The sequence below is a fragment of the Mycobacterium sp. 1164966.3 genome (assembly GCF_001665395.1).
Taxonomy (GTDB): domain Bacteria; phylum Actinomycetota; class Actinomycetes; order Mycobacteriales; family Mycobacteriaceae; genus Mycobacterium.
On the sequence record NZ_LZSG01000005.1, the window covers coordinates 301,429 to 314,519 of the forward strand.

Sequence of the window (13,091 nt, forward strand, 5' to 3'; positions counted from 1 at the left end):
CATCGATCCACCCATCGTCACATCTGACTAAACTCGAGTCAAGTTAGCTGTTGGCAGGCTCACAGCCGGCGCCGAGCGTACCTCCGCAGGTATCCGAGCATTCGATACGTCGGCACGGCCTTTGGCCAGTCATCGGCGCGGAAATATGCATCGGTGCCGCCGTCAACGAAAACTACACTGCCGCAAAGGAAGTCTGCGGCACCGGACAGCATGAAGCACATCCAATCTGCCATGTGTGCGACATCGCCGAATCCACCGATCGGAATCGGGAACGATCTGACAGCTTTGGCCTCCCGTGGATTCGACAGCTGCTCCTGCAGCAACGGCGTCATGATGGCGCCGGGCGCAAGCGCATTCAGCCGCACACCCGATCCCGCCCATTCCGGCAGCACTGCATGCCGCCGAACCCAGTGGCTGACAGCGATTTTGGACGCCGCATACATCATCACGGGTGCGGCTGTGCCGAACAACTTGACCGAACGCACCGCTTTGGCGGCGTCCTGCGCCAGCAGCGCTCGCACGGCTCGTCTGGGCACCGCGGGCACCGTCGTCGACGAGTTACTTGCCACCACCACGACCTTGGCGTTCTGGGCGGCGACCAGTGCCGGTCGCCACGCGTCGAGCAGTTCGACGACCCCGAAAAAATTGACCTGGGCGATCTGGCGCGGACGATCCCGCCCGGGGCTCGGACCCAGACCGGCAGCCAGCACCGCTCCATCGAGCTTGCCGGACGAGGCCTGCAGGACACCCTCGGCAGCCTCGCGACGCCCGTGTGGCGACGACAGGTCGGCGACGACGTCGGCCTCCCTGAGATCGACGCCGATTACCGAGTGGCCGTCGTCGCGAAGCCGTTGTGCGGTCTCGCGGCCCATACCGGAAGCGGATCCGGTTATCGCGTAGGTGCCCATCTTCTGGTGTCAGGCCCGCATGGCCGCGCGCTCGACGTCGAGCAGTTGCTCACCGCGGCGTTCCTCGTCGTAGGCTTTGCGCCCGCCTCGCAAACCGAACAGCCGTTTGGAAATCAGCAGGTAGACCACCGCGGCCACGTTGATCGTGAAGGTCACCACGCGTGTCATGGTGATGCCCTTGGTCAGGTCGTAGATCTCCAGCGGCAAAAAGATCGAGGTGGCGACGACGGCGAAGTACTCACCCCAGCGCTTGAGCAGCCACAGGCCGGTGCCCTCGACGACCTGCAGGACGGCATAAGCCGCCAGCATCAGAGTTATCAGGGCCAGCGTGGATGGCTTTGCGGCCAGCGCCTTTTCCAGCTCGTGTATGGCCGACATCTGATCGACCTTGAATCCGGCGGCCCGAAAGATGGGTAGGTCGCGGTCCAGGGTCTCTTGAATCGCACCGCGCGCGCCGCGGAACTTCCACACCGCCCATGCGGCGAGTGCCAACACGATCGCGCGGAAGAAGCGCTCGATCCCCAGTGCGCGAACGATGATCGCCTGGCGTAAAGCCTTGCCGCGCATGATCAACGGCGCTTCGTTGGCGTGACCGTGGCCATGCGGCTCACCGAGCGCGAAGTCGCCGCAACGCAGACAGCGCCATACTTCGCCCAGTCCGGTGGTACCGGTGAGCCGTTGGGCGAGCGCTTCTTCGTCGGGCGCGTAAGTGACATGTCCGGAGAGCGCGCAGGTGATCAGCTCCCAGCGGTTGCCGATCCGATTTTCCTTCTTCGCCACGTGGACTCCTCTGCTGGCAGGATGTGCCGATCATTCAATGCCGGCGGCGAAGCGCGCAAGAGGACGCGCACTCGGCCGCTGCCGGACGCTCGAACCGGCTAGAACCTATGCCTGCTGCGTGGTCGTTGCGGGTGACGGCTCACCGCGCCGAGGAGCCCGGTGAGTTCCGCGATGGGAATGTCGTCGAGCTGGTCGACCGCGGCGATGATGTCGGTACGCAGACCCTCGTCGGAGAACGGCTCGGCGAGCCAGTGGAACTTCTCCACCACCCGCTCCCAGGACAGCGGCCTGGTAGGCGAACCCTCGTAATCGGATCCCTCGCGGCTGAATTCGCGTCCGTCGCGGGTAACCACGTGCACCCGGGCGGTGGTGCGTTGCGGATAGTCCGCGGTCAAGTCGCCCGCGGGCTCGACCTCCATCCGCGCCAGCAGGCCCTGGACATCTTCGCGGCGGACACGTTCGGTCTCGAGCTGTTCGGGACCGACGGCGCCGTCCAGCAGCGCGACCGCACTCAGATACTTGAGGTTGTAGTCGGCCTGCTCTTTGGTCCATGGATGATTCTTGTTGCCATAGACTCCACCACCGGCAATGTCATATGCACCCTGAAATACCTCCACCCGCACCCGGTCGACATCGTCGCCGCTGAGTCCGTTCTCGTCGCGGATCGCCAGCACCGCGTCAATCACGGCCTGCCCGTGGATAAGTGAGCAGTATTGCTTCAGGTAGGTCTGCTCGACCGCGGTCAGTCTCCGGTCCGAAGTATGGAAATCAATGGGGACATTGAAGAGCTGCACCAACCCCTGCGGGCCTTCGAACAGCGATCTGGGCCCGGTGACACCACGACCGGCCAGCATCGTCGCGTACACAGCGCGCATCCCGGTGATGGCCGGCGAGATGCCTTTCCAATTGGAGACCGGTTCAGCATGCACGGCCGCGAGGGACACGTTGTCGGCCGTCGAGGCCGCGATCGCGTCGGCGGTGTGCCCTGCATCGAGGCCGAGCAGCTTGGCCGACCCGGCGGCCACCGACATCGCCAGTTGCAGTGCGTGATTGAGGCCTCGGGCCATGACGGGAACCTGGGCACTGAACCGGCATTGGACTTCGTAGGCGACTGCAAGGGCCAACAGGAAATCGGCGCCGCCGGCGTCGACGTGCTCGGCCACAGCCAGTACCGCACCGAAGTTGTCGGCTGGGTGACACAGCCCCCCGGGCGTCAGATAAGTGTCCAGCAGGTCCGGGTAGCGCACCAGTACCGCATTGAAGAACGCTGCTTGATCGACCGATACCCGTGGGCCGCTGACGAGCGTGGCCGTCGGGCGACTACTGAACTCTTCGGCATGCTCGCGGATCTGTGGGATGAGTTCGCCGTCCAGCGAGCCCACGGCACAGGCAATGCTGTCGAGCACGTTGCGCTTCAACATCTTCCGGGAGCGCACATCCAGATCCGCCTGTCGAGCCCCGACGGCAAAGCCGGCAAGATCGTCTACAACGTAGTTGCCTAGCAAGGCTTTTCATCCTTCCAGCCAATCATGACGGCGTGTCTGCCGTGATCGCGGCGGTTTCCTCGGTGAGCCGCCCGCCGATGGCCCGTATCTGCTTTGCACTCAGAGTGCAGAGCGGATGCACGGCCACGATCAGCGCAACTCGTTGCCGATGGTCGAATACCGGCGCGGATATCGTCACGACGGGCTGCTTGCGACGGCCCGGATTGTCATCGGAGAGAAAACCGATGGTGGTGAACTCGGCGAGTAGCTGGTCCATGATATGACGCACCGGCGCCGGTACCTCGTGGCTGTCCAGGGTGCCGACCAGCTGGGCAGCCTGCGCCAGCGCGGGCGTGGTCCAGTCGATGTCGAATCCCCGCTCACGGGTCCGAGCCAACACGTCTCGCAGCCGCTGAGCGCGATCGGCGTTGTTTCCGGCACCCCGCCGGATCCACTCGCACTGTCCTTCCTCGGTATCCCAAGCGGCGAAAGCGACACCGAACGGGGGCGAATACGGAATCCGGTCACCGGGGATCCCGGACGGCTCGGTGACCGGCTCACCCTCGAAGGCCGTGACCACCAGGGAATCGCCGAATCGTTCCACCACCGAGCCGGCATAGCCGAAATCACCGGAAAGCCGCAGCGCCGCAGCACGTGCCGCGTGCGTCAGCGGCCGAGCGATGTCCGTTCGGGCGGCCACCACGGCCAGGGCGGGGCCCAGGGCAAAGGTCTTCGCCAGCGGGTCGCGGCTGGCCCAACCGCGGTCACACAGCGTCTTCAGGATCGCGTGTGCGGTCGCTTGAGTGAGGTTTAGTTCGCGCGCGATGTCAGAGAAGCGCAGTTGCCTATTTCCCGAGCGTGCCAGCAGCTCGACGACGTCAAGAACCCGGCCGGTCGGGGCCGACGGAGATCCGCGAATGCTTGACTCCTTCCCACCGGGGTTCTTACAGTGATTTCCGAACATTCGAGAGCTTATATCGATTATTCGAGAATCGGGTAGATTCGTTGCGTGCCGTTGTGTTGCGAGATGGACGGCTAGAGGTCCGCGAGACTCCGGACCCCGAGCCCGGCCGTGGTGAACTGCTGTTGCGCACTCTGAGCACCGCGATCTGTGCCTCCGATGTGCATTTCATGGACCACCCGGATCTCGGTATCAACGACCCGACCGGCCGCTCGCTGTATGACCCGGATCGAGACATCGTGCTCGGTCACGAGTTCGTCGGCGAGGTACTCGGCCACGGGCCCGAATGCACCGATCAATTCGCGGTCGGCTCTCGCGTTGCATCCATGCCGGTACGCCTGGTCGACGGCGGCGCCGGCGGCCTGCGGATCATCGGCCAGCATCCTGAGGCGCAGGGAAGTTTCGCTGAGCTGCTGGTGGTTTCGGAGGCGGCGGCCAAACCCGTTGCGGGCGACGTTTCCTGCGATGCCGTCGCGTTGACGGACGCGTTCGCCGTCGGCGAGTTCTACGTCCGCTCGGCGAACATCCAATCCGGTGAAATCGCGATCGTCATAGGAGCCGGGGCCATCGGCCTTTCGGCCGTCGCCGCGTTGGCAGTGCGTGGCATCGAACCCATCATCGTGGCGGACTATAAGGCCGACCGTCGCGAGCTCGCCCGCGACCGCTTCGGCGCGCATATCGTCGTCGACCCAGCCGAGACCCCGCCGTTCGACGCGTTCAACCGGGTCCGGGCTGAACGCGGGTTGCCCGGCCCGGCAGTCGTTTTCGAGTGCGTGGGAGCGGCCGGCCTGATCCAGAACATCGTCGAATCCGCCGAGATGGGAACCCGGATCTACTGCGCGGGCGGTTGGTACACCGGCGACACCCTGGACATCACCACCGCGACTCGCCACGGCGTCACCATTCAATTCGGCGGCGGCCCACACCCACAGGATTGGTACGGAACCCTCGACGCCATCGCTTCGGGACGCCTCGACCCGCTCCCGAGCGTCGGCAAGGTCATCACGCTCGACGAAGTGCCGGATGCCCTTGACCTGGCCCGCAGGTCCGACGGACCGCCGCGGATCGTGGTCCATCCCAATGGAGACATCGCATGACCGAACGCGAAGACCGGCAAGACATTTCCGATCTGCTGGTGCGCTACGCCAGCGGGATCGACCGCCGCGACTGGCCGCTGTTTCGCACCGTGTTCACCGAAGACTGCCGACTCGACTATGGCGAGATCGGCGCATGGAACGGCGTCGACGCGGTCGCCGACTTCATGGAGCAGGTCCACGCCATGGCGGGCCACACCATGCACCGGCTGAGCAATATCGCCGTCACCCTCGACGGCGACAGGGCGCAGGCGCGTACCTACATCGACGGTCTGATCATGGCCGCGGACAACAGTTCTGGCGTCAACGCGATCGGTTTCTACGACGACGAGATCGTCCGCACCGATGAGGGCTGGCGCATCGCGCGACGCAAGTACACGCAAGTGCGGCTGACCACGGTGGGGAGCACCTAGATGGCATTCGCAACGAAGTACGGGCCCTGGGCGCTCGTCGCCGGAGCCTCCGACGGCCTTGGTGCCGCGTTCGCGAAGGGTCTCGCCGAGCGAGGCGTCAACGTCGTCTTGCTCGCGCGCCGACAGGCGGTACTGAATCAGGTTGCAGCGGAGATCAATTCGACATCTTCAGCACAAACCCGCACTCTGGCGGTCGACCTCGCCCGGCCGGGTGCGGCGGCCAAGATCGCCCAAGCGACCCGTGACCTGGAGATCGGGTTCCTGGTGTACTGCGCCGGGGCCGACCCGAATTACCAGCCCTTTCTGACCAATTCGATCGAAGCCGCCGAGCAGATGGTGCAGCGTAACTGCATGGTTCCGATGCAGTTGTGCCACCACTTCGCGCCGGCGATGGTCGAGCGGGGTAGCGGCGGAATCGTCATCTTCGGGTCCGGCGCTGGATTGGCCGGCGGAGCCAACATGGTCGCTTACGGCGCGTCCAAGGCATTCGACATGGTCTTCGCCGAAGCGCTGTGGGCCGAGCTGCACGACAAGGGGGTTGACGTCCTGGGTCTGATTTTGGGTAAGACGGATACGCCCGCGCTACGGACGCTCGAATACAGCCGGGGCCAGATAGGTTCGCTCGACGAGGTGCCACCGGGCGCGGTCGCGGTGGACGAGGTCATCGCCGAGGCGTTCGAGAATCTGGGCAACGGGCCCACCTGGTTCGCGGGCGAAATGATGCGCGCCGCAGAGCGATTGACGAGTTCACTGACCCGCAGGCAGACCGTCGAACTGTTCGCACAGGCAGCCGCCGCGGCGATGGGACCTCCGGGTTAATCGGGCGCACGCCAGGTGATCAGCACGCGGCCGTACCAGAGCCGACGGACGCGGGCGCCCGGCAGTGTCGTGCGAACATGCGCACGCAGCTGTCGCAGGGTTTCCGGCGGCGGCCATTTGATCGGCGCGGAGTGCTCCCATTTGCCCTTGACGCGATTTGCAATGGCACCCGCCACCCACGTTGAGAGATGCCACACGGCGTTTCGGAACGACGGTCTGACGAACGTGACAATCGCCAGGGTCCCGCCCGGGCGCACCAGCGCGGCGAGGCGTTGCAGCGCGGCTCGGCTGTCGGAGATGTGGTGCAGCGCGGCATTCGACACCACCGCGTCAAAACCGTGGCTCGGCAAGGTGGCCGTCATGACGTCTCCGTGCGTCCAGCGAACCGGCGCGGTGTCGAATCGGGCCTGAGCGCGTTGGAGGACGGGCGCGTCGATATCCAGCGCCACCACATCCGGAATGCGCCGCGCCAGGCGAGCAGCCAGGAACCCGTCGCCGCATCCGACGTCGAGCACGCGCCGGGCACCGGACGGAACCTTTGATTCCAGCAACGCGTCGTAGTGGATGTTGATGTTCCACGGGTTGGCCGACGTCGGGTGTTCCACCCCGCCGAAGATATCGGAATCGAAGGGGAAGGTTTGCCAAAATTATGGTTTAGGACGGTCTAACTCTAAAACTTGTGTGGTCTGACCAGCAAAGAGAGGGCCATGCCCGCCCTCACTTCCCAAACCCGCAACGTTGCTGGGACGACGGACGTGCGGGTACGTTTGATAGCTGTGCGTCAGGGCCGTGTGTCGAAACGGCCACCAGCAATAGCCCGTCGTCGAGTCGAAGGATCAGAATTGGTCACCACAGATCGGGCCGTCGTCGCGACGACGACGAAGCCCCGCCCGCGGTGGCGCGTCCTGGCCCGCTCGGCGCTGTTCACCGGTGCATTCATCAGCCCGGCGGTGGTCGTCCGCATCCTCGGCCTGCATCCGAATCCGGTCGCTGCGCTACTGATCTTCGGTGCCGCGGTGGTGGCAGCCAGCTTCCTGCTCGCCTGGGCCGCCGAAGCGGCCCAGATCGACGTGTCCGGTGGACTGGCGATTGCTGTGCTGGCGCTGGTGGCAGTTCTCCCCGAATACGCGGTCGACCTCTACTACGCCTACGCTTCCGGCCACAATCCCGATTACACCCAGTACGCCACAGCCAACATGACGGGTTCCAACCGGCTGCTGATGGGGCTGGGCTGGCCCGTCGTGGTGCTGGTCGGCATGGTCGTGGCACGCCGGGTGGGCGCCCGCGGAAACGGCGGTTTGGCGCTGGAACCCGCCAACCGGGTGGAACTCGGGTTCCTGCTGATCGCCGGTGTGGTGGCGTTCGTCATACCCCTCGACGGCCAAATCCACCTGGTGCTGGGGCTGGCCCTGTTGGCGTGGTTCGGCTTCTACCTGTACAAGGTCAGCCACGGCGACGTGGAAGAGCCCGACCTGATCGGCACCGCCGCCGCACTGGCGGAACTGCCCGACCGGATTCGGCGCATCGCCGTATTCGGCCTCTTCGCGGTGTCCGGTGGACTGATTCTGCTGTGCGCCAAACCGTTCGCGGACAATCTCGTCGCCGCCGGGACCGAGCTGGGCGTCGACCGGTTCCTGCTGGTGCAGTGGCTGGCACCGCTGGCCTCCGAAGCGCCGGAGTTCATCGTGGCGACCATCTTCGCCGCCCGTGGCAAAGGCACGGCAGCCATCGCCACGCTGATCTCGTCCAAGGTCAACCAGTGGACACTGCTCATCGGATCGCTGCCAGTTGCCCACCTGCTCGGCGGCGGCGGATTCTCCTTGGGGCTGGACCCCCGTCAGGTCGAGGAAGTCCTGCTGACCGCGACCCAGACCCTGATGGGTGTGGCACTGATCCTGGCCCTGCGCTTCCATCGATTCAGCGCCTGGGCATTGCTGGCCTTGTTCCTCGTCCAGTTCCCCATCGCCTCGACGCATGGCCGCCTGCTGCTCTGCGGCGTCTACACCGCGCTGGCCCTCGCCGGCCTCGTCGTCAATCGGCGCCACCTGGCCGCAACCGTCAAGGCACCGTTCGTCGGGACCGCCGTTCGGCATAGCGGCCACCCGCACCTGACATCAGACGCCGCAGATCTAGCGGCATAGCCGACGCGACGCGGACTGCTCGGCTGGCTTGTATAGCATCGCCAGTTAACTTGATTCACCGCGGATTCGGGAGTTGGCGTGGTTGCAGAGGTGCTCACCATCATCGGCGTGGGCGGCATGGGCCACGCGATCGCCCGCCGGTTGGGCGCTGGCAAAAAGGTGCTGTTGGCCGACTACAACGAAGAGACGTTGGCCATGGCGGCCGAATCACTGGCCGCGGACGGTCACAACGTCGAAACCCGCAGAGTCGACGTTGCGTCACCGGAGTCCGTGCACGGGCTGGCCGAGTACGCGGCATCGCTCGGCAGCGTCACGCAGGTGGCACACACCGCCGGGTTGTCCCCGGCGCAGGCGTCCGCCGAGGCCATCCTGGCCGTCGATCTGCTCGGCGTCGCGCTGGTGCTGCAGGAGTTCGGCGAAGTCGTCGCACCAGGTGGCGCCGGTGTGGTAATCGCCAGCATGGCCGGGCACCTGGTTCCCGCCCTGTCCGCTGAGCAAGAACGCGCACTCGCGCACAGCCCGCCAAGTGAATTGCTGCGATTGGACTTTGTCAGCCGTATCACCGAGCAAGCGTTTGCTTATCCGATTGCAAAGCACGCCAACCACATTCGAGTTCGCGCTGCCAGTGCGCAGTGGGGCCGACGAGGTGCCCGCATCAACTCGATCAGTCCCGGTATCATCTCGACACCGATGGGCCACCAGGAACTGGCCTCCCCGGTCGGCGACGGCATGCGTGCGATGATCGCCATGTCTGGCACCGGCCGGATCGGGACTCCCGACGACATCGCCGCGGCGACGGCGTTCCTGCTCGGCCCGGATGCCACGTTCATCACTGGCACCGACCTGCTGGTCGACGGCGGTGTCGTCGCCGCGGTGAAGGCCGGAAACCCCTGATGCCACAGCGGGTGCTGCGGGAACGTCTGATCGATCTGGAAGTTCTGAGCCAAGATGAGGCACGCGGACGGGCGCTGCGCAAGACCGCACCGCGACGTTCCCTCGCTCGCTGCGCCGACTCAGCGCGCCTTGACAGCGCGAGCAGACGCAAAGTCCCCCACTTCAAGTCGATTTGTGGTTATTTTGCGTCTGCTCGCGGTGCTGCGATGCACCCAGTCCCGCGGCCGGAGGCGCCAGGTGCGGCGCGCGTATTCCAGTTCGGTGTAGGGCCATTGAGTGACAATGCGGCCGCTCGGTGACCGAAAGTAGCTGTCGCACCTGGTCCAGATGCTGCGCTCGAGGTCAGCGGAAAGCCGGTCGTTATAGCGCTTTTCGGCAATGGGGTGCACATCGAGGTAGCCACCCCGACGCGCAATCCGGCCTACGGCGCTGGCAATCAAGCGTGCGCCCGCCTCGAGGATGAAGACGATCGAGTTGCCGCCCTGGTTGGTGTTGGGTCCGTAGAGCATGAAGAAATTCGGAAATCCGCTGACGGCCACACCCAGATAAGCACTGGGGTCATCGCCCCAACGGTCGTGCAGGTGCTGACCTTCGGTGCCGATGACATCGATACCCGACAAGTAGCGCGACGTTTCGAATCCGGTGGCCAGCACAATCGTGTCGACGTCCACGGCGCGACCATGCTTGGTGACGACCGACGTCTGGGTGATCCGGTCTATCGGATCGGCGATGAGCTCGACGTGGTCTTGCTGCAACGCCCGATAGTAGTCGTCGCCCAGCAGTACGCGCTTGCAGCGGAACGGATAATCGGGCGTCAGCGCGTGCCGCAGCCGCTCGTCGGCTACGGTGCGCTCGAGAAACGAGGTCGCGATGTGGCTGCGCGCGGTGACGATGGGGTCGTCGGCCATTGTCGCGGTGTTGTCGTGCTGGAATTTCCAAATCTGCCAGCGGGTGCGGCGCACGGCCAGCGGGTCGCGCCGGAACCTCTCCAATTCCGTTGCGCTGTAGGGCCGATCATCCTTGGGAACCATCCAGGGCGGCGTGCGCTGAAACACGGTCAGGTGTGCGGCGATCCGCGACAGCTCCGGTACCACCTGCACACCGCTGGCCCCGGTGCCGATGACGGCTACGCGCTTTCCGGTGAGGTCGATGCCGTGATCCCACTGCGCGGTGTGCATCACGGCGCCGCCGAAGTCGGGGAGGCCCGCGATGTCGGGAAGCTTCGTTGACCCGAACAATCCCACGGCACACACGATCACGTCGGCGGTCAATGTCGCTTCGTGGCCTGCGTGGTCAATGCGCAACTCCCAGCGGCAAGCGTCCGCGATCCAACGGACCGTGCGTACCGTCGTGCTCAGCATGAGATGTCGGCGCAGGTCGAAATCGTCGGCCACCGACTCGAGGTAGCTGAGTATCTCGGGTTGTCGGGCGTAGGTGCGGCTCCAGGACTTGTTGGGCGCGAACGAAAATGAGTACAGGTGACTTTGGATGTCGCAGGCGGCACCGGGATAGGTATTTCGCCGCCAGGTTCCGCCGACGCCATCGTTACCCTCGATAATTACCAGGTCGTCGATGCCCGCCCGGCGCAGCGCGACAGCGGCGCCCAATCCGCCGAAGCCCGCGCCGATGATCGCCACCTGGGGTGAGCGTCGATGACGGGCAGCCGCTCGCAGCCGGCCGACGAGATACCGTCCGCGGGGTTTCATGGGCCGAAATCGCCGCCGCGAATGTCGAACCCCGTCAATTCACCTTTCCTGCGCCAGGCAGCCAGGATGTCGGCGTATTCCGTTGGTCCACCGAAGAAGAAACTGCCTTGGCGGGTTTTCGCGTCGGCCCTCCCCTCTCGGTTGTAGTAACCGGGTGTGCATGTCCTGGCACGCTCGGCGGTTAACGACGATCGGGCCAGAACCGTGTCAACCCAGGCGGCTTCGGCCTCCGGCGATGCCTCGACTTCGGTGGCACCGTGTTCGAGGGTCCACGCGATGATCCACGCGGCGTGCGTAGCCTGCACGTCGAGCAAGTACGGGAAATTCACCGTCAGGCCCGCTTGGGCGATGCTTTCGATGAAGCAGTTCGGAAAACCGTTGGCGCACAGGCCCTGGAAGGTACGGACGCCGTCGCGCCACCGCTCGGTCAGTGTCGCACCGTCGCGGCCGATCAATTCAAACCCGGTACGACGGCAGTAGTCGGTGCCCACCTCGAAGCCCGTCGCGAAGATCAGGCAGTCGATTTGGTAGCTCGCCCCGTCGACGACCACCCCGGATTCCGCGATGCGCTCTACTCCTCGACCGCGGGTGTCGACGAGTGTGACGTTGTCGCGGTTGAACGTTTGCAGATACTCGTCGTGAAAACACGGTCGTTTGCAGAAATAGCCGTACCACGGCTTGAGCGCCTCCGCCGTCGCGCGATCGGAAACGATCTCGTCGACACGGGCCCGGATCTCCTCCATCTTGGCGAAGTCGGCGAGCTCGATGTCGCGGGTGCGCTGCTCAAAGTTCTCCGACCCGTCAGCGGCGTGCCGCATCACCGGGAGCTTGCGGGTGATGCTGGTCCAAGCGTCGGCCACCAGGTCTTCGTCGGCCTGCCCTCCGGCGGTGAGGATCTGGAAGTTCTGGATCCGCTTGCTCTGCCAGCCGGGCTGTAATGCGCTGGCCCACTGGGGATCTGTTGGCCCGTTGAATCGCACGTCCACCGACGACGGGGTGCGCTGGAAAACGTAGAGGTGCTGCGCCGCGGATGCGAGATGAGGCACGCATTGAATCGCGGTCGCGCCGGTGCCGATGATGCCGACTCGCCGGCCCGCGAGGTTCTGCAGCTCGTCGCCGGTGTACCGGTAGTCCCACCGGCTGGTGTGGAATGTGTGTCCGCGAAAGGCGTTGATGCCCGGGATGCCGGGTAGCTTGGGCTTGGCTTGATAACCGTTGGCCATGGATACGAACCTGGCCCGCATCTCGTCGCCCCGGTTGGTCCGAATGATCCAGCGGGAAGTTGCTGGTTCCCAACGGATCTCATGCACGTCGGTGTGCAGGCAGGCATCGCGGTACAGGTCGTAGTGTTCGGCGATGAATCGGCAGTGCGCCAGTATGTCGGCGCCTTTGGCGTATTTCTCCGCGGGCAGATAGCCGAGCTCTTCCAAGAGCGGGATGTACACGTAGGATTCGACGTCGCACGCGATACCGGGGTAGCGGTTCCAATACCAGGTGCCGCCCACATCCGCCGCCCGGTCAATCAACCGGACACTCTGGACGCCGAGCTCACGCAGTCGCACGCCGGTCAACAACCCACCGAAGCCTGCTCCGACGACCGCGACGTCGACCTCGTCGGTCAGCGGCTCACGCTTGAATTCCCGTTCCACCCAAGGATCCTCGGCGAACCGGGCGAACTCTCCCGCTATCTCGACGTACTGTTCGATGCCGTCGGGCCGCAATCGGCGGGCCCGCTCCTCGGCATACTTCTGGCGCAGCGCATCGACGTCGAAACTCACGCCGACGGTTTCGGTCAAGGCCCGGACTCCGCTCTTGGTCACCCCGACTCGGTAATCGCCCGATCATATAGGGAGCCTCCGGCGGACGCCCGCGAGAGCGCGGTTCAGCAGTC

Annotated in this window: 12 protein-coding genes; 5 read left to right on the forward strand and 7 right to left on the reverse strand. The window is 65.0% G+C overall.

Going from position 1 to position 13,091, the window contains the following annotated elements:
* Positions 1 to 59 precede the first annotated feature (59 nt).
* From A9W99_RS03375 to A9W99_RS03390, 4 genes are all read right to left on the reverse strand, one after another.
* Positions 60 to 908, reverse strand: a complete 849-nt coding sequence (locus A9W99_RS03375) for an SDR family oxidoreductase (RefSeq protein ID WP_067373292.1) — start codon at positions 906 to 908, stop codon at positions 60 to 62.
* Between the two features lie 9 nt (positions 909 to 917).
* Positions 918 to 1,688 (reverse strand): DUF2127 domain-containing protein, encoded by a 771-nt coding sequence (locus A9W99_RS03380; RefSeq protein WP_067373296.1) that lies wholly within the window; start codon positions 1,686 to 1,688, stop codon positions 918 to 920.
* Positions 1,689 to 1,786: 98 nt separating this feature from the next.
* On the reverse strand, positions 1,787 to 3,193 hold the full coding sequence (locus A9W99_RS03385; RefSeq protein WP_067373299.1) for an MmgE/PrpD family protein: 1,407 nt from the start codon (positions 3,191 to 3,193) through the stop codon (positions 1,787 to 1,789).
* A 22-nt stretch (positions 3,194 to 3,215) separates the two neighbouring features.
* A complete protein-coding gene (locus A9W99_RS03390) occupies positions 3,216 to 4,136 on the reverse strand; it encodes a helix-turn-helix domain-containing protein (protein ID WP_082929794.1) in 921 nt (306 codons plus the stop codon).
* A 41-nt stretch (positions 4,137 to 4,177) separates the two neighbouring features.
* On the opposite strand from A9W99_RS03390, the gene A9W99_RS03395 reads away from it, so the two are divergent.
* The 3 genes from A9W99_RS03395 to A9W99_RS03405 are packed head-to-tail and all read left to right on the forward strand — an operon-like array spanning position 4,178 to position 6,459.
* Positions 4,178 to 5,230 (forward strand): zinc-binding dehydrogenase, encoded by a 1,053-nt coding sequence (locus A9W99_RS03395; protein WP_067373302.1) that lies wholly within the window; start codon positions 4,178 to 4,180, stop codon positions 5,228 to 5,230.
* Complete coding sequence (locus A9W99_RS03400; protein ID WP_067373305.1) at positions 5,227 to 5,640, forward strand: nuclear transport factor 2 family protein; 414 nt, start codon at positions 5,227 to 5,229, stop codon at positions 5,638 to 5,640. Before A9W99_RS03395 ends, A9W99_RS03400 begins: the two co-directional genes overlap by 4 nt.
* The gene (locus tag A9W99_RS03405; protein WP_067373308.1) at positions 5,641 to 6,459 is read left to right on the forward strand and encodes an SDR family NAD(P)-dependent oxidoreductase; all 819 of its coding nucleotides are present in this window, start codon (positions 5,641 to 5,643) and stop codon (positions 6,457 to 6,459) included. It abuts the gene before it with no gap.
* Here the strand turns inward: A9W99_RS03405 and A9W99_RS03410 are convergent.
* Complete coding sequence (locus A9W99_RS03410; RefSeq protein ID WP_067373311.1) at positions 6,456 to 7,064, reverse strand: bifunctional 2-polyprenyl-6-hydroxyphenol methylase/3-demethylubiquinol 3-O-methyltransferase UbiG; 609 nt, start codon at positions 7,062 to 7,064, stop codon at positions 6,456 to 6,458. The two genes, A9W99_RS03405 and A9W99_RS03410, sit on opposite strands and share 4 nt — an antisense overlap.
* Positions 7,065 to 7,301: 237 nt before the next feature.
* Here A9W99_RS03410 and A9W99_RS03415 point away from each other — a divergent pair, with 237 nt between their 5' ends.
* Entirely contained in the window at positions 7,302 to 8,600 is a 1,299-nt protein-coding gene (locus A9W99_RS03415; protein ID WP_067373314.1) for a sodium:proton exchanger, read from the forward strand.
* Between the two features lie 78 nt (positions 8,601 to 8,678).
* Positions 8,679 to 9,494 carry an SDR family oxidoreductase gene (locus tag A9W99_RS03420; protein WP_082929795.1) on the forward strand — a complete coding sequence of 272 codons (816 nt, stop codon included), beginning with the start codon at positions 8,679 to 8,681 and terminating at the stop codon, positions 9,492 to 9,494.
* 119 nt (positions 9,495 to 9,613) lie between these two features.
* Here the strand turns inward: A9W99_RS03420 and A9W99_RS03425 are convergent, their stop codons facing one another.
* Together A9W99_RS03425 and A9W99_RS03430 are read right to left on the reverse strand one after the other, a co-directional pair.
* Entirely contained in the window at positions 9,614 to 11,200 is a 1,587-nt protein-coding gene (locus A9W99_RS03425) for an NAD(P)/FAD-dependent oxidoreductase (protein ID WP_067373317.1), read from the reverse strand.
* Positions 11,197 to 12,996, reverse strand: a complete 1,800-nt coding sequence (locus A9W99_RS03430) for an NAD(P)/FAD-dependent oxidoreductase (protein ID WP_067373603.1) — start codon at positions 12,994 to 12,996, stop codon at positions 11,197 to 11,199. Before A9W99_RS03430 ends, A9W99_RS03425 begins: the two co-directional genes overlap by 4 nt.
* Positions 12,997 to 13,091: the final 95 nt, after the last annotated feature.